Annotated in this window: 13 protein-coding genes; 10 read left to right on the forward strand and 3 right to left on the reverse strand. The window is 41.3% G+C overall.

Going from position 1 to position 16,834, the window contains the following annotated elements; translation table 11 throughout:
* The first annotated feature begins 59 nt into the window (after positions 1-59).
* On the forward strand, positions 60-584 hold the full coding sequence (gene ilvN, locus GQR42_RS00530; RefSeq protein ID WP_002732118.1) for an acetolactate synthase small subunit: 525 nt from the start codon (positions 60-62) through the stop codon (positions 582-584).
* Between the two features lie 169 nt (positions 585-753).
* Positions 754-3,006: a PBP1A family penicillin-binding protein gene (locus GQR42_RS00535; RefSeq protein WP_158198487.1), complete on the forward strand. Its 2,253-nt coding sequence runs from the start codon at positions 754-756 to the stop codon at positions 3,004-3,006.
* A 478-nt stretch (positions 3,007-3,484) separates the two neighbouring features.
* Here GQR42_RS00535 and GQR42_RS00545 read toward each other — a convergent pair whose 3' ends face one another.
* Positions 3,485-4,519: a calcium-binding protein gene (locus GQR42_RS00545; RefSeq protein ID WP_158198488.1), complete on the reverse strand. Its 1,035-nt coding sequence runs from the start codon at positions 4,517-4,519 to the stop codon at positions 3,485-3,487.
* A 377-nt stretch (positions 4,520-4,896) separates the two neighbouring features.
* On the opposite strand from GQR42_RS00545, the gene GQR42_RS00550 reads away from it, so the two are divergent.
* Positions 4,897-5,754: an IS5-like element ISMae4 family transposase gene (locus tag GQR42_RS00550; protein WP_002732125.1), complete on the forward strand. Its 858-nt coding sequence runs from the start codon at positions 4,897-4,899 to the stop codon at positions 5,752-5,754.
* A 364-nt stretch (positions 5,755-6,118) separates the two neighbouring features.
* On the opposite strand, the gene pgsA is transcribed toward GQR42_RS00550, so the two are convergent.
* Together pgsA and GQR42_RS00560 are read right to left on the reverse strand one after the other, a co-directional pair.
* Positions 6,119-6,670 carry a CDP-diacylglycerol--glycerol-3-phosphate 3-phosphatidyltransferase gene (gene pgsA / locus GQR42_RS00555; RefSeq protein ID WP_158198489.1) on the reverse strand — a complete coding sequence of 184 codons (552 nt, stop codon included), beginning with the start codon at positions 6,668-6,670 and terminating at the stop codon, positions 6,119-6,121.
* A gap of 275 nt (positions 6,671-6,945) precedes the next feature.
* Positions 6,946-8,040: a fatty acid desaturase family protein gene (locus tag GQR42_RS00560; RefSeq protein WP_158198490.1), complete on the reverse strand. Its 1,095-nt coding sequence runs from the start codon at positions 8,038-8,040 to the stop codon at positions 6,946-6,948.
* 245 nt (positions 8,041-8,285) lie between these two features.
* On the opposite strand from GQR42_RS00560, the gene GQR42_RS00565 reads away from it, so the two are divergent.
* From GQR42_RS00565 to GQR42_RS00595, 7 genes are all read left to right on the forward strand, one after another.
* The gene (locus GQR42_RS00565; RefSeq protein WP_158198491.1) at positions 8,286-9,434 is read left to right on the forward strand and encodes a sigma factor-like helix-turn-helix DNA-binding protein; all 1,149 of its coding nucleotides are present in this window, start codon (positions 8,286-8,288) and stop codon (positions 9,432-9,434) included.
* Between the two features lie 16 nt (positions 9,435-9,450).
* Positions 9,451-10,815 carry a DUF1822 family protein gene (locus GQR42_RS00570; RefSeq protein WP_158198492.1) on the forward strand — a complete coding sequence of 455 codons (1,365 nt, stop codon included), beginning with the start codon at positions 9,451-9,453 and terminating at the stop codon, positions 10,813-10,815.
* A 32-nt stretch (positions 10,816-10,847) separates the two neighbouring features.
* On the forward strand, positions 10,848-13,460 hold the full coding sequence (locus GQR42_RS00575) for an ABC transporter substrate-binding protein (RefSeq protein ID WP_158198493.1): 2,613 nt from the start codon (positions 10,848-10,850) through the stop codon (positions 13,458-13,460).
* Between the two features lie 107 nt (positions 13,461-13,567).
* Positions 13,568-14,287: a PspA/IM30 family protein gene (locus tag GQR42_RS00580; RefSeq protein WP_158198494.1), complete on the forward strand. Its 720-nt coding sequence runs from the start codon at positions 13,568-13,570 to the stop codon at positions 14,285-14,287.
* An 11-nt stretch (positions 14,288-14,298) separates the two neighbouring features.
* Positions 14,299-15,648, forward strand: a complete 1,350-nt coding sequence (locus tag GQR42_RS00585) for an ABC transporter substrate-binding protein (protein ID WP_158198495.1) — start codon at positions 14,299-14,301, stop codon at positions 15,646-15,648.
* 153 nt (positions 15,649-15,801) lie between these two features.
* Complete coding sequence (locus tag GQR42_RS00590) at positions 15,802-16,512, forward strand: response regulator transcription factor (protein ID WP_158198496.1); 711 nt, start codon at positions 15,802-15,804, stop codon at positions 16,510-16,512.
* 23 nt (positions 16,513-16,535) lie between these two features.
* Positions 16,536-16,778, forward strand: coding sequence for a hypothetical protein (locus GQR42_RS00595; RefSeq protein ID WP_158198497.1), 243 nt, complete (start codon positions 16,536-16,538; stop codon positions 16,776-16,778).
* Positions 16,779-16,834: the final 56 nt, after the last annotated feature.

Consider the following 16,834-nt stretch of genomic DNA (forward strand, 5'->3'; position numbering starts at 1 on the left):
GTTCTGGTCTTGCCTCCTGTCTTACAATGGTTAAATCTAGGTTGTGCAGACAGAGCGCCATGAAACACACATTATCCGTATTAGTTGAAGATGAAGCGGGAGTCTTAACCCGTATTGCTGGATTATTCGCCCGTCGCGGCTTTAATATTGAAAGTCTGGCCGTGGGTCCTGCTGAACAGATGGGAGTTTCTCGGATTACGATGGTAGTACCGGGAGACGAGGACAGTATCGAACAGTTAACCAAACAACTTTACAAATTAATTAACGTCCTCAAGGTGCAGGATATCACCCAAACCCCTTGTGTGGAAAGGGAATTAATGCTGATTAAAGTTAATGCTACCGCCGAGCGCCGGGCCGAAGTGATCGAATTAGCGCAGGTATTCCGAGCGCGGATTGTGGATATTTCCGAGGAAACCCTGACCATCGAAGTGGTGGGGGATCCGGGTAAAATGGTGGCGATTATGCAAATGCTGAATAAATTTGGCGTTCGCGAGGTGGCCCGTACTGGTAAAATTGCTCTGATTCGCGAGTCGGGAGTCAATACGGAATACCTCAAAGCTTTAGAGGCTAAAATGTCAATTTAGGGATAGTGGCTATGAATTGGGAATTGGGGTTTTAGGGTGTTAAGGTGTTGGGGTTTTAGGGTTTTAGGATGTTAGGGTTTTAGTTGAAATTCCCCACTTCACCATCCCCCATTCCCCATCCCCCATCCCCCATCCCCCATCCCCCATCCCCCATCCCCTGATAAAAACTATGTCTAACCAGTCGCCGAAAACCCAAATTAGTCAACTTGTCACCGTTGCCGTGCAGAAATTGCAAGGAAAGGTGAATTTTCAGGCGGTAAATCTCAAAAAAGGGGCGAGGGTTCCCGAATTACGCCTGAAAAACGAGAATGGCAGCGGGGAAAGCAAATATCCCCTTATCGGCGATCGCTATTTGTTGGGTCGTAGTTCCAGTTCCTGTGATATTACTATCCGTAACACCGTAGTTAGTCAGATTCATTGTTCCCTGCAGCGTGACCCAAAAAATCCCCATAATTTCCTACTCACAGATGAAAACTCCACCAACGGGGTTTATATGGGTAAACGTCGTCTGAAAAGCGTTTCCCTGCGTCATGGTGATACCTTTACCCTGGCCCCTCCAGACTTAGCCAATTGTGTCACCATCTCCTATTACTGTCCCCCTCCCCTGTGGGCGCGACTTTTGCGCTATGGTTTCTATGGTGCGGGTGGTATTTTCGGTTTATTAGTTTTAGCGATTATCTGGGAAAGTCGCAGAGTTAATGTTTATCCACTCCCTTCCGGGGTGAGCGGTCCGGTGGTGGTTTACGCTAGGGATGGTCAAACTACCCTCAATCCCATGGGACAGGAAACTCACCAAGAATTAGATAATCTGGGCGATTTTTCTGCCTATTTGCCCAAGGCGGTTGTCGCTTCCGAAGATAGTCGTTTTTACTGGCATTTTGGGGTTGATCCTTTGGGGATTGTCCGGGCTGTTATGATTAATTGGCAAGGTCAAGGCATTCGTCAAGGGGCCAGTACCCTAACTCAACAGTTAGCGCGTAGTTTATTCCCAGAAGTCGGTCGCCAAAATACTGCTGATCGCAAACTCCGGGAGATGGTTGTCGCCCTACAATTAGAAGCGGTGTATAGTAAGGATGAAATTCTCAAAACCTATCTCAATCGAGTTTATCTCGGTCTGGCCGGTTACGGTTTTGAAGATGCAGCCCGCTTTTATTTCGATAAATCCGCTAGAGATTTAGATATCTCCGAGGCTGCTACCCTTGTGGCTATGTTACCCGCCCCGAATTTATTTAATCCCATTCAAGATTACGACACTTCCGTACAATTACGCAATCGTGTCATCGATCGCATGGCCGAATTAGGCATGATTTCCCCAGAAGCGGCCGCCAGCGCTCGCAGATCCCGCATTGAAATCAGTCCCCAAGCCAAAAAATCCTTGTCTAGTACAATTGCACCATATTTTTATAGTTACGTTTTCGAGGAATTACAAGACCTTTTAGGGGAAGAAGTGGCTAAAGAGGGCAATTTTATCGTTGAAACCAGTTTAGACCGCCGGCTGCAAGCGATCGCAGAAAAAAGCTTAAAAAATAATGTCTTAAACCAAGGTTCCCGCTATCGATACTCCCAAGGGGCTTTAGTTACCCTAAACAGTCAAACTGGGGAAATTCTCGCTTTAGTCGGGGGAGTTGATTATCAAAAAAGCCAATTTAACCGCGCTATCCAAGCTAAACGTCAACCCGGTTCCACTTTTAAGGTATTTGCTTATGCTGCCGCCTTGGAAAAGGGAATATCGCCCTATAAAACCTATACCTGCGCTGGACTCTCTTGGCAAGGACAGGCCTATTCTCCCTGTGAACGCAGTAGCGGGGGAGTCAATATGTTTCAAGGTTTAGCGCGATCGGAAAATAGCGTCGCCCTTCGCATTGCTCGCGAGGCAGGATTAAGTAATGTGGTCAATGTAGCGGAACGTTTGGGGGTCAAATCAGCTTTAAATCCTGTACCGGGTTTAATTTTAGGGCAAAGCGAGGTAAATGTCTTGGAAATGACCGGTGCTTATGCGGTTTTTGACCATGGTGGGCGCTGGAATCGTCCCCACGCCATTAAACGCATTCTCGACGCTTCCGACTGTAAAAATGTGGAGGATTTGAGTACTTGTCGGGTTATTTATGACTATGGCGACGATAGCGAGAGAAATCAGCAGGTAATCTCAGCTAAAACCGCCGAGACGATGAATAGCCTATTGCGGGGGGTGATAACTAATGGTACAGGCGGCGCTGCCAGTATTGGCATGGGAGAAGCGGGTAAAACGGGAACTACGAATAATTATGTGGACCTTTGGTTTATCGGTTATCTTCCCCGGCGCGACTGGGTGACAGGCATTTGGTTGGGTAATGATAATAATTCTCCCACTGCGGGCAGCAGTCAACAGGCAGCCAAGTTATGGGGCGATTATAACCGTCAGTTAATCACTACACAAAACTAATCCCAATACGGGACTTGCGCTTTGATAATGTACCTTTTGGGCGAACGCAGTTCGCCCCTACATTGTGGACAAAATCCGTTACTGTAGGGGCGCAAAGCTTGCGCCCTCCGCGCGGAGGGGGTTTGCTGATCACCCTAAGTAGGGTCTGCTGAATAAATCTAAAAACCTTGTTGGATAATACTTTTAGACTTTTTTCCCATCAAAAAGTGCCTTAGCTAGGGGTGATCGGGGGGAAAATTCAGGTACTTTTTCCCTGAAAATTAGGTAGTTGACCACCTGAAAATCGGTAAAACCCTACACCCCACACCCCACACCCCACACCCTGCCCCCAGGGAAAACTTTTTCAGCAGACCCTAGTTAGATTTTGTGTTTCTGTTCCTTTCCCTAAAACCAGAGACTTCCCACTTCACCATTAAAGTAATAAGGGTGTCTTAGCCCTAGCTAACACACCCAGTATCTGTCTATTCAAACAAGGAAATTAAATGAAGGCGAAGTTACCAGAAACTAATGTACCAGTAATCGAGGTAATTGTCGCAACGGTGGTGTTGGTGGTCGACCAGTCACCGTCACCGTCATAGAGGAGGGTCTTTGTATCGGTGGCGAAGGCAAAACGAATTAATGATTTAGCATCCGCTAAGGCCTCGATATTATCAAAAATATCAACAATGATACTGTTAGAAAGATTGGCAGCAGCAGCCGCAGTACTAACAACTGGCAGCGTACCTGCTACTGGAGCGCCCAAGTAATTAGTAACAGTAAATGCAAAGACATCATTGTCACTGGTAATGAATTGGGAAACTGTCTGATTACCCTGATTGTTAAATACAAATGTATCAGCACCATTACCACCATCTAGGGTATTCGTTCCCGTGCCACCAGTTAGGCGATCGTTTCCGTCGCCACCAATTAGGGTATCCCCTCCCGTGCCACCATCTAGGCTATCCGCTCCCGCGCCACCATCTAGGCTATCCGCTCCCGCGTTACCGGTTAGGGAATCGTTTCCACCGAAACCGAACAGGGTATCGGCCATCAAGCTACCAGTTAGGGTATCGCCACCATCTGCACCTCTAAGGACGAAGCTATACATGTTACCAATCATGGCAATATCGTCACTGGAAGGAGCCGTGTTTTCTGCTTTAGTAAACCTTTGACCACCACCAAAGTCGAGGATATGGGTTCCTAAAAAAGCAGAAGCGACGAAAGTGTCAGTTCCGCCAGGAAGAGAATAATTTTGTAAAAAGGAACTTTTATAACCAGTGAGGTTAGCAGTCACCGCCGGCTGACTGGATCCGTTGCGAAGTCTCCAAGTGGAAAACTCAACGGAAGAAGAAGGATTCGTAAATCGACCTAAAGCAGTAAGATTTCTACCGGTGGCTGTGGTAGGGATGGAAACGGCTAGGTCGGTATTTACCGAGGATAAACCCCAAAACCCTGACAGAGTCATGATCGTTGAAGCATTGACGGTATAATTCGTGGTGGAGCCAGTCGGAGCAGAGATATATGTAGTGGACATAGTTTTTTTTTGAGTGGTATGTTTGAACCTGAGGATTTTGACAATATTCTACCCGATTATTACACACCCAGAAAAAAATGCAACCTTTTTCTCTTGGTTTGTTGGCTCTTCTGGTTTATGCGTGGAAACGAGGTCTATACTGATAGAATATCCGCAAAATAGCCCTAAAAGTCTTGCCCGATAAGCATTTCACGATTCCATAAGCAAAAATTATCACACAAAGTCGAGAAGAGCCGTTTGTTTCCTGAATTATTAGACCTCTTGCATAATTTTTTTATGGTATAATGTAAGGTTTTGCTTTTTTCTCAATTCTTAGATTGAAGTGGAAAAAAGAATAAAATGTGATCTTAGGTCAGGAAATCATCTATAATTTTGCTATGTTTATTAGCAAAATTATGGATTATCAAAACTTATCAGATGAACAATTCAAACGCCGTTTCGGTGTGTATAAACAAACATATAGAAAGATGGTAGAATCAGTAAAAAGTGTTGAAGCCGACTCTAATTCACCATCTAAAAGGGGACCGAAACCTAAACTATCTATAGAAGAACAAGTTTTAGTAACGTTAGAATATTGGCGAGAATATAGAACATATTTTCACATTGGTACAAGCTGGGAACTATCAGAATCAACTATATGTCGGATTGTAAATAAGACGGAAAAAATGCTTTTACAATCGGGAAACTTCCGTTTAAAAGGAAAAAAAGCTTTACTCAATCAAGCAGAGATACCGGTCATAACGGTAATGGATGTAACGGAAACTCCCATTGAACGCCCCCAAAAGAAACAGAAAGATTTTTTTTCGGGTAAAAGAGGTTATCATACTTTAAAATCCCAATTAGTAGCTGATCAAAATACCGAGGAAATTATCTGTGTCTTTTGTGGGAAAGGTAGAGGTCATGATTTTAGTTTATTTAAAAAAAGTCGAGTTCGTTTTCATCCTTTAACTACCAGCATAGAAGACAGTGGTTATCAGGGAATAGCTGCATACCATAGTAATAGTTATACACCGAAAAAGAAATCGAAAAATAGAAAATTAACAGAGTTAGAAAAAGAGTATAACAAGGCTTTAGCCAAAGAAAGGATTATCATTGAACATATAAATAGGAAACTCAAAATCTTTAAAATCTTATCCTGTAAATATCGGAATCGTCGTCGAAGATATAGTTTAAGAGTTAACTTGTTGGCGGCTATTTATAACTGTGAGTTAGGGATAGGTATAGCAGCTTCTTAAAAGTTGCCTAAAGATTAAGCAAGTCAAGGATAATTTATTCTCAATTTTTATAATTGAGATAGTTTGTGCCGCTTAAATAAAGAGGTTTTGATAACCAAATTAAAGCAGCTCTAAAGAGTTTTGAGTTAAAAGTTAAACTTCAAGTTTTCATTCAGGACGAATGTACTGATTAACTAATTTTTTGGGGAAAATTAGTTAACCCATTATTATAACATATAATTAATTTGCAAGAGTTCTAGAGTTTTGAGTTAAAAGTTAAACTTCAAGTTTTCATTCAGGACGAATGTACTGATTAACTAATTTTTTGGGGAAAATTAGTTAACCCATTATTATAACATATAATTAATTTGCAAGAGTTCTATTGCTAATGGTCAAGTTTTTGGGAATTTTGGGTTAATTTTGGGCTGGGTGTGACGTAAATCACGCCAGAAATTAAAGTTAATGTCACCGATAGCCAAAAAGCGATCTGAGCAATTAAATTATATTCAGAAGGCAAGGGAGCAATTAAGAGAGCGATAGCGATAATTTGGCTGACTGTTTTGCTTTTTCCCCACCAATTAGCCCCTTTTATGTCGCTATTTCCCGTTAAATTCGGATTAATACGCCAACCAGCGATCGCTAATTCGCGAGCAAGAATCAAAAATACTCCCCAAGCAGCAATTAAATCCATTTCAATCAGAGCTAAGAGGGGAGCGAGAACCAGCAATTTATCGACCAAAGGATCGAGAAATTTACCTAATTCGGTGATTTGATTCAATTTTCGCGCCAGATAACCATCGAGCCAATCGGTGCTGGCAGCAATCAGAAAGATAATTAAACTTAACCAGCGATCGATTTCTGTGCCTTGGTGCAACCAGTATAAAATTAATGGCAGTCCCAAAAGTCGTGATAGGGTAATCGAGTTGGGTAGGTTCATTTTTCAGTGATCAGTAAACAGTAAACAGTGATCAGTAAACAGTAAACAGTGATCAGTAAACAGTGATCAGTAAACAGTAAACAGTGATCAGGTATAAAGATAAAGATAACTAACTAATTAACTTAAAACTTACATCTGATAACTGATAACTGATAACTGATAACTGATAACTTAAAACTTACATCTGATAACTGATAACTGATAACTGATAACTGATAACTTACATCTGATAACTGATAACTGATAACTGATAACTGATAACTGATAACTGATATTTAGCTGGCTAATTTGAGATCGAAATTACTTTGTTTATTGCCTAATTGTCTGAGCCAACGATAATTATAAGCTAAAGCACCTCGCAGGGTGGGATGAACGGCATAATTAACGCCAAATTCGTGGCAAACTTCCGCTAAAATTGGGGCAATTTTGGGGTAGTGAATATGACAAATTTGCGGGAAAAGATGGTGAACAACTTGATAATTTAAACCTCCTAAATACCAATTTAAAAAAGCATTTTTAGGAGCAAAATCTACGGTAGTTCGCACTTGAAAGATTGCCCATTCGTCTTCGATTTGGTTAGTTGCCGAGGGTTGAATAAATTCGGCGGGTTCCAAAACGTGAGCTAACATAAATACATGACAGGCAAGCACTCCATAGGTCATAAAAGTAATGAGAAAACCGATCGCTATTTCTAGGGGACTATAACCAACTAAGAGAGGAATGCCAATAAACCAGAAGAGATAAACAAATTTTCCGCTCAATAAAACGAATAGATCGATCGCTTTAGGATTGGGAATTTTCATCTCGCCAAAACGATGACAAAAGAGGATGGATCGCACATCGGAGAATGACCAATAGATAGGAATTATAGCGTAGAGAATCGGGATAAATAAATGTTGATAACGATGATACCATTTATGCTCGGCATGGGGAGTCATTCGCACCACACCATCGCCGTGAATTTCCACATCGTACCCTAAAACATTGGTGTAGGTATGATGGAGATAATTATGACGAAAACGCCAGAGATAGCTGGAAGCACCGATGATATAATCGTAGGTCATGCCAATGAGAGAATTAACCCATTTTTTACTAGAATAGCCGCCATGGTTGGCATCATGACCAATGCTAAAACCAATCCCTGCTAATCCCCCTCCTAAAACCAGACAACCGATAATTTTTAGCCACCAGATATCCGGACCAAAAAGTACAAATAGCCAAGCGGCAATCACCCAAGTTAAAATCGTGATCGTCTTCAGGTACATGGCCAAATTATCTCTGGTGGGGATGCCGTTTTCGGTAAAATAAGCATCAACCCGTTTATTCAATTCCTTTCTAAAACCCTGATTTTCGGTAAAAGTTACTCGCATTCCTAATTTTTGTCCTAGAAGTTGGTATGACGGCAATTTGTGGCAGCTCAGAGGGAATCTATGAGTCTTTTACTGGTTTGCTAAGGCTGTCTCACTATAACTGATAGTTTCTCATCAGTCTCTCATCTATTGTCAGAGAAAGAGGTGCGCTTGGCAAGGGAATCGCCGAATTTATTTGCTACTCTTGCATAAAATCCTCTGATTTTACCTAATCAGATATCAGATACCTGTAGCCGGTGATAGAGATGAGCGTTAGGTACTTTTGTACTACTATAAAGACCATTGAAGGCGATCGAGTTTTCTGGTGCGAAGTGCCACAATTAAGAAAATCGATCAATGCGATCGCTGGAAGCGTGGCCAATGATGAAGCGGTATATGTTTATCTGTGGCAATGGTTACAGAATGATCCTAATAACCAATTAGTCAAGTCCCATTGGATGGTTTTTTTACAATATCGTTCCTCTATGGTAACTCAAAGGGTCTATCAAAATGTTGGCCATCGGATCGATGCTGATTATGAAACCCTCTTCTACTATTTGCTGAATTTGCTGGCCACGGCAATTATCAATAATCCTAGCAATTTTTACGGTAACTTTCAGGAGAAAAAGACCCAACCGGGATTTTTTCGCTTAATCTTAGAAAAATGGACAGATAAAAAATTGAGAAATACTCTCTATAATTTCCTGCGAGGAGAGTATAAAACTATTGGTAGGACTAATCTCGGTATAGTCAGTCTTTTTAGTGCGAATAAAATTCAAAAAGTTTTACGAACATCGGGTATCTTGACCGAGAATCACCTGCTAATATTTAACTGTTTTCGAGAGGTTAAAAAAGCTTCTCTTAGATCATTGGATAAATGGCAAGAAGAAGATTGGCAACAAGTAATCGATCGCTTGCAGCAGTTACAACCGCAAGTTATTATCACCATTGAGGAAGTGCAAGCAAAACTCAATCAAATAGGAGAGATAATGCGTAATCATATCGATCCTCCTTACTCTAAATTTGAGCCTAATAATTATGACCATGATAGCAATTACTTTTGGGACAATCTCCCCAGCAAGAAGCAAAGTCAAGACTTACTACAACAGCAAGAAATCCAGGAAGATATTAAGAAGTTACTGATCACTCAAGAGGAGGAAGTTAAACAGATTGTCTATTGTTACTATCATCAAAAGATGACGCAAGCACAGATCGCTAATCGATTGGGAGTTCACTCATCTACTATTAGTCGAGAAATAACCCAATTATGTAAAAAAGTTTATCAGCTACTCTGTGCAAGGGAAGGCAAAGATTGTCCTAGTTTGTTAAATGAGATTAAATTACAATCTCGGCAAAAACAAGAGATCGATGCTTATCTAGAATATTTTTGTCAGTCCTACTTAACTCAAAACTAATCTATTAGGAGATACCATGAAAGTCAACCTCGATATTTTGCAACAAATTAACCCGAAATCTCTTTGGCTAACTTTTTCGGAAACAGAGATTAAACAAGCTCGATCGATTCTCGGTCAATACTCGAATCAAACCGCCAAAAATCAGGCTTTGATTAATTACTTAGTCCAAATATGCTTAAGCAATTGGCTGAAAGATAATCTTGATTTTTCCCTTCAAACAACACCTAAAAACCATCAGTATCTTTGGGAGTTTATTAACGGGTTTACTTGGCAAATTCAAGATAAAAAAGTGACTACTATTCCTAGTCAAGCTATTGACATTGAAGGATTGACAATAGAGCAAGAATGGGTTGATATTCCCGATTTAGCGGCGGATTTTTATCTAGGGGTGCAGGTAGATTTAGCAGAAAAATTCCTCAATATCTGGGGTTTTATATCCAGAAAAGATGTTAAAAATCTCGCAGAATACGATCCAATTTACCATCAATATTATTTAGACAGTGAGCAAATCATTGATGATTTAGATATTCTTTGGCAGAGTTGTTTAGAGGGAGAGAGTGAAAAAGGAAAACTGGAATCTTTAGCAAACTTATCGCCAGCAACAGCAGAAAATTTAATTAAAAAGTTAGGTCAAGTTTCCCCCTATTCTCCGAGATTAGATATTAGTTTTCAGCAGTGGTTAGCTTTGTTGAATAATCAGCAATGGCGAGAACAAATTTATAAGCAGCGTCTAGAAATAATCCCCACTAAACTTAGTCAATGGTTACAGGGAATTATTACAGAGAAATGGCAGGAAATCCTCAGCACTATCGACAATTATCGTCCAATTAATCCTGGTTTTTTGTTGGTTGCTGAAAAAATCAGCAGCCGAGAATCTCCGGCAGATATTCAGCGAGAAATTAGACAACTGTATGCTAGTCAAAAAGAGGTGGAATTTTCGGAACATTTAACCCCAGAGGAAGCTTTAGCAAAACTACAACATCAAACCCCAGATGAAACTATTCGCTGGCAAGCGGCCGAATATCTCTGGAATATCGATCCTCATTATCCCAATGCTGCTATCCGTAAAATGCTCGATGTGGGTAGTCAATTAATGGGACATAAAATCGCTTTAATGGTGGGAGTTTTATCGACCAGTCACCAGAGAGTTGCTGTCTTAATTCGTGCCTATGCCATGGACAATTTTGCCAAGCTACCCCCCGGTTTATCTTTGCAAATTAGCGATGAAATAGGCCAATTAATCCCCAGTTTAGAGGCAAGAGCAAGGGAGAAACCCTTAGATAGCTATCTGCAGCTTTATTTTCTAGCTGATGCCGATGATCGCTTTAATGTTAACCTAAGTTTAGGGGATAGTAGCATTACCGAACAGTTTAGGATTTAATAGAGATAGCAGAAAATGTCAAGGGTAGAGACATGAGCAGAGTTGTGATTCTGAAAATTGGTGATGGCAGTTTTGAAACGGGATTTTCCGTCACTCTAGAAATTCGTGACAATCATCTCTTGATAGCGCCTTTTGCCGAGGGTAAATTAGTCCCTAACCTTGACATTGCTGACGCTTTGCAAAATTATCGTCGAGCTTATTATCATTGGGTAAAAAGTCAACCCAGTTTAGGAATTACCGTTCCTCATAGCATGATCACCCATGCAGCGGTAGGTGATCCTAGAGACAACCTCAGAAAAGCCACTAAAACTTTAAAAGATAGCTTAAATGAATGGCTAAATTCCAGTTCTCTGAGTTCGATACAAAATCAGATCTTGTTCCATACAGGTACTGAGTCAGAAGTAAGATTTTTTATCCAAACTACCCACTTTGATCTACAACAAATTCCCTGGGAGTGTTGGAATTTTTTACACAAATGGTTTCCCGATGTGGAAATTGCTCTTACTATCCAGATAGATCCCCCGAAAGAACGTACTTTTACTTCCGCAATTAAGATTTTAGTAATTTTGGGGAATATTGACATCGAAAACAAGCATACTTCCCTGTGTTTATCCAGTTTGCAAACGGTACTAGGAAACCAAGATAAGGTTTCTATGCAAATATTAAGTCCTGGTTCAGACCCTCCTCTTTCAACGATAAATATTCACAATGAGTTGATCAAAAATCCATGGGATATTGTAGTTTATTTAGGTCATAGTCAAACCAGTAGTGACGGTCACGATGGAGTTTTTATCATTGATAATGATACGGCTTTATCTCCCGACCATAACTTAAGAAATTCCCTAGAAATAGCTGTTAAAAAAGGATTAAAACTTGTTATCTGTAATTCCTGTGATGGGTTAGGTATTGGTCGTCAGTTGGCTAATATCGGAGTACCGCATATTATTGTTATGAAAGAACCGATCGCCGTGCGGGTTGCTTTGAGATTTCTAGAAGTTTTTCTTCCCAATTTTCTTGGACATAAATCCCTACAAGAATCCTTAACAAGCGCTCGGCAAGAATTAAGATTACATGAATTTGAGGTGGATGCTGCTAGTTCTTCTTTGCTGCCTCGTTTGATAGAAAATCCTGAAGAACCACCGTTAATTTTACCTTTAACCCCTAAAAATACGGCAGAAGATTCCCAAGAAGATACTGATCAAAGTTGGCATTTACGTCTATCTAGTCGCTGGAAACAAGCACTGTTATTTATTTTAAGTCTTCTGGTAACTTTATCAGTTTTATATGGGGGAGGAGTATTTTCCGATGATGCTAGTAAATACCCAGAAATTAGCTTAGGTGAAGAAATATTATTCAAGACAAACCGACAAGATAAAAGTCTTGAACGGGGAAGACAAGCTTTTAAAAACCAAGAATATAAACAAGCAATTCAGCTTTTTAAACAATCCCTCGATCGCTTGCCCAATAATCCAGAGATTCGCATCTATTATAATAACGCTCGTGCGGCCTATCAAGACAGAAATCCCTTAAAAATTGCCACCAGTGTTCCTCTTGGTAATAATCCAGAAATTGCTCAAGAAATTTTACGAGGTATTGCTTTATTCCAACAGGAGTTAAACGATGAACAGGCCAAAAACCCCGATTTTCACTTTCTACAGGTAGTGGTCGCTAATGATAATAATAGCGCCGCAGATGCCAAAGATCGAGCCGAAAAATTTGTTAAAGATCCGTCAATTATAGCAGTGGTTGGTCATAATGCTTCTGCTGCTAGTGAAGCGGCCAAAGATATTTATGTACCAGGGAAAATTGTTGCCCTATCTCCCACCAGCTTTTCCCCGAAAATCTCTGGCAATGGCTATATATATAAAATGGTTCCCGATCTGGAAACTTTTGCCACAACCTTAAGTGAATATATCCGCGAACAAACTGAGAAGCTAATTATCCAAAACCCCACTAATTTAATTTGTTACGATAGTCGCTCTGGGGATAATTATAACTTTGCTCAAAAATATAGAAATATTCTTCTCGGTCAGCAGTTTCAAAAATTCGTTAAAGATGAAGATTTTGACTGCAATATCGAACCAAAAATTAATTTAGATCAAGAGAAAATTTATCAAAAAATCGCTCAATACCAAGTAAATATTCTCATGGTTGCTCCCTATATTGACGATCTGAAAAGAGCCGTCAGTATCTTTAAGCAACGTCCCGCAGAAAAGTTAAACTTAGTAACTTTAGGTTCCCCCACTTTTCAAAGTTATCTCACCCTTGCAGAAGGTAAACAGGGGGTAGAAAATTTAGTTATCGCCGTGCCTTGGTATGATCTCAAACAAGATAATTATATCCAGAGTTTTTGGCAAAATAAGATCAATGTTTGGCGCACTCCCATGTCCTACGATGCGACTAAAGTTATCCTCACCGCTTTGCGAAAGTTATACCAACAAGGACAAAAATTCGATCGAGAATCATTAAATCAAGTTTTAAGAAACGATTTTTCTATCGAAGGAATGACTGGCACTGTTAGATTCGATGAGAATGGTGTCCGCAACATGAATAATAATCCTGATGATCGCCGCTACTTGATTCTACAGGTCAAAAATGGTCGATTTGTCCCCCTCGCTCCCATTAAATCTGCCGATTCACTCTAAAGCTCCCTATCCTTGTCAAGACTTTTTACAAAAATTAACCTTACCCATTGCATCAAAGTTGGCCATCACTCCTAATTAACAGGTAATACCTCTAGGAGACAAACGGCATGAAATTGTTAAAAAAATTAACCCCAAAAGCCTTGATTTTTTGGCTGATCGGTGATAAGGCAGGAAATTCTCTCGTTGCGATCTGGAATTGGTTGTGGGGTATTCCCATCGAATCCGGCGGCAAAATTGCCGTAGAATCGGCCAGAGAATCCCTAGAATCGATGCAAAAATCCCTAGCGGAATTAACAGAATCAGTGGCGAAAGTAGTAGCGGCCCAGCAGTCGGCTCAAGCACAATACGAGGCAAAAAAACAGGAACACACAAACTACTTGCAGCAGGCTGTCACCGCTCAAAAAAAAGGTCTTCAAGAAGCGGCAAGACTTGCTATGGCTAAGGTTATCTCCCTAGAAAAAATTCTACCCGCCATGAAAGATCGGGTCGATAATGCCGAAAAAGTGGTCATTGCTGCCAAGGAAAAACTTCGCAAAGAGCAGGAAAAAATCGAGCATTATAAGTTAGAAATGAGCAACTTAAAAGCGATTAGTTCCATGAATGAGGCTTTAGGTAAAATAAACGAATTTGATAGTAGTCTCAACCTCAATACCTCCCGCGATCGCTTTGATGATGCCAATGAAGCGATTAACGACCGTTATCGCAAAGAAAACGCCTATAGTGAATTAAGCGAGAACTATAGCGAGAAATTAGCTCAAGAAATCGATTTCTTAAGCCTTGATGACGAAATTAACCGCCGTTTAGCCGAATTCAATCAGCAAAGTTAAGGAGTAAAGCGATGACAAAGACTGGCAAAAAAGCGAGCTTACCGCCAATTTTCTATGTTTTACTGGGGTTGATCGGTTGGTTTCTTTTTCCCCAAATCTCGGCAATATTTGCCCCAAAAGCCGATGATAATCCCCGCATCAGTTACGGCAATCATCTGCTGATCAAAACTAATTCTAACACCGCCAAAGAATCAGCGATCGCTGCCATTGCTCAAGGTGATCACCAAGAAGCAGCGCAACTCCTGCAAAAATCCCTCGCTCAACGTCCCAACGATCCCGAAAGCGTAATTTATCTCAGCAACCTGCAAACTGGCTCAAATCCCTTTAAAATCGCCGTTGTTGTCCCAGCGACAACTAATCCCAACGTCGCTCAAGAAATGTTGCGAGGAGTCGCCAGCGCACAAACCCAGATCAATCAACAGGGAGGGATCAACGGCAGAAAACTGATGGTTATCGTGGTTAATGACGATAATCAGCCGCAGATATCGAAAGAGGTAGCTGGTGAATTAGTCAAAAATCCCGATATTATCGCTGTTATCGGTCATAATGCCTCCGATGCCAGTTTAGCCGCCGCTCCCATCTACGAAAAAGGCGGTTTGGTGATGATTTCTCCCACCTCCCTGGCTAATAATCTCTCCGGTGCGGGAAATTATATCTTTCGTCTGGTGGCTTCTAACGGCAAAATTACGGAAAAATTAGCAAATTACATAGTAAATACTGCTAAAGTACAGAAAATTGCTTTTTGCTACGATTCTCAAGCTCCCGATAATGTTTCCTTTAAAGACGAGTTGATGGCTAATGTGGCGAAAAAAGGCGGTCAAATTGTGCCGATTGTCTGTGATCTGAGTGTCCCCAATTTTAAGGCCGATCAAGCCCTTAATCAGGCGATTTCTGGGGGTGCTAACGGCCTATTTGTCGTCGCTCATGTTGATCGTCTCGATCCCGTTTTTGAGGTTATTCGCTCCAATCGTCAGCGTTTGCCTCTGTTTAGTAGTCCCACCCTCTACAATATTCGTACCCTCGAAGATGGCGGCAAAAACGCCCAAGGTTTAACCCTTGCCGCACCCTGGCACCCCTCGGTTAACCAGACTTTTGCCAATCTTATGCAGGAACAGTGGCGCGGTCCAGTTAGTTGGCGCACAGCTACCAGTTTTGACGCTACACGGGTGATTATTGCCGGTTTAAGGGAAAATCCTCAACGTCAGGGCCTACAATCCAGGCTGCGTTCCAGCAGTTTTCATCAAACAGGGGCCACGGGAAAAATTAGCTTTGATCCCAATACTGGCGATCGCATTGGTCAACCAGTGTTAATTCAAGTGCGATCGACTCCCGACGGTGAGCAGTTTGTCGCTTTACCGTAAAAAGTCCCTAGTCCACCAAAGTCGGGAGAGTTGGCAACTCTCCCCCCAAAAAATGCTCAAAAATTACAATTATTTCAATGTTCAACCCTGAGCAAGACATGAATAGCTAATATGTTAAAATGTGCCTAGATATTTGTAAACTTTTTCCCTTGTATGGATATCGTTATTATCGAGGATGAAATTGAAATCGCCCATTTGATTCAGCAAACTTTAGAGAGGGAATCCTTTACTTGTCATCTGGCTTATAATGGTAGAGTAGGACTAGAACTATTTTATCAAAAGCAACCAGACTTAGTTATTTTAGATTTAATGTTACCCGAATTAGACGGACTGGAATTGTGTACCAGAATTCGCCAAAAACCGGGGACAAAAGACCCCTATATTTTAATGTTAACCGCTAGGGGAGAAGAAATCGATCGCATTATCGGTCTATCTACGGGAGCCGATGATTACATGGTCAAACCCTTTAGTCCCCGGGAATTAACCGCTCGCGTAAGAGCTTTATTAAGACGTAGTTTAAGACACGATAGTCAACCCCAGCAACTCCATCGCAGCCGTCATTTTCTGATCGACTTAGATCAACATTCTGCTCTTCGTAAATTGGAGGGAATGCCAGAGGAACCACTCGATTTAACCACCTTAGAATTTAATTTATTAGCTACCTTTGTCAGTTATCCCAATCGCGTCTGGAGTCGCACCCAATTAATCGATAATCTCTGGGGAAATGATTTTTTTGGCGATGAAAGGGTAGTAGATACCCATATCCGACGCTTACGCAAAAAAGTAGAACCCGATCCTGCTAATCCGATCTTTATCAAAACCGTAGTCGGTGTCGGTTATAAATTTGAAGATGACATTATTTAAAGACTATTGATCAGTAATTGGCAGTGATCAGGAGTCAGCATTCAGGAGACAGGAGACAGGAGACAGGAGATAGGGATTTAGGGGTTTTGGGGTTTTGGGGTTTTAGTTCAATTTCCCCACTTCTCCACTTCCCCACTTCCCCACTTCCCCACACCCCACACCCCACACCCCACACCCCACACCCCACACCCCACACCCCACACCCCAACCCCAATAAAAAATTCTCCCTAAAGGCACTTAAGCAGTCTTTAACCCTTATGTGCTAAAATTTTTGAAGATTTTGCTATTCATTTAGGTTTAATCAGGGATCACAGCCTTTTCA

Origin of the sequence: Microcystis aeruginosa FD4 (assembly GCF_009792235.1) — a bacterium.
In the GTDB taxonomy this organism is placed as follows: Bacteria; Cyanobacteriota; Cyanobacteriia; order Cyanobacteriales; family Microcystaceae; genus Microcystis; species Microcystis viridis.

What these genes read in the sequence shown, in the direction of transcription:
- ilvN (WP_002732118.1), top strand. Translation starts at nt 60, where the DNA reads ATGAAACACACATTATCCGTATTAGTTGAAGATGAAGCGGGAGTCTTA.
- GQR42_RS00535 (WP_158198487.1), top strand. Translation starts at nt 754, where the DNA reads ATGTCTAACCAGTCGCCGAAAACCCAAATTAGTCAACTTGTCACCGTT.
- GQR42_RS00545 (WP_158198488.1), bottom strand. Translation starts at nt 4,519, where the DNA reads ATGTCCACTACATATATCTCTGCTCCGACTGGCTCCACCACGAATTAT.
- GQR42_RS00550 (WP_002732125.1), top strand. Translation starts at nt 4,897, where the DNA reads ATGTTTATTAGCAAAATTATGGATTATCAAAACTTATCAGATGAACAA.
- pgsA (WP_158198489.1), bottom strand. Translation starts at nt 6,670, where the DNA reads ATGAACCTACCCAACTCGATTACCCTATCACGACTTTTGGGACTGCCA.
- GQR42_RS00560 (WP_158198490.1), bottom strand. Translation starts at nt 8,040, where the DNA reads ATGCGAGTAACTTTTACCGAAAATCAGGGTTTTAGAAAGGAATTGAAT.
- GQR42_RS00565 (WP_158198491.1), top strand. Translation starts at nt 8,286, where the DNA reads ATGAGCGTTAGGTACTTTTGTACTACTATAAAGACCATTGAAGGCGAT.
- GQR42_RS00570 (WP_158198492.1), top strand. Translation starts at nt 9,451, where the DNA reads ATGAAAGTCAACCTCGATATTTTGCAACAAATTAACCCGAAATCTCTT.
- GQR42_RS00575 (WP_158198493.1), top strand. Translation starts at nt 10,848, where the DNA reads ATGAGCAGAGTTGTGATTCTGAAAATTGGTGATGGCAGTTTTGAAACG.
- GQR42_RS00580 (WP_158198494.1), top strand. Translation starts at nt 13,568, where the DNA reads ATGAAATTGTTAAAAAAATTAACCCCAAAAGCCTTGATTTTTTGGCTG.
- GQR42_RS00585 (WP_158198495.1), top strand. Translation starts at nt 14,299, where the DNA reads ATGACAAAGACTGGCAAAAAAGCGAGCTTACCGCCAATTTTCTATGTT.
- GQR42_RS00590 (WP_158198496.1), top strand. Translation starts at nt 15,802, where the DNA reads ATGGATATCGTTATTATCGAGGATGAAATTGAAATCGCCCATTTGATT.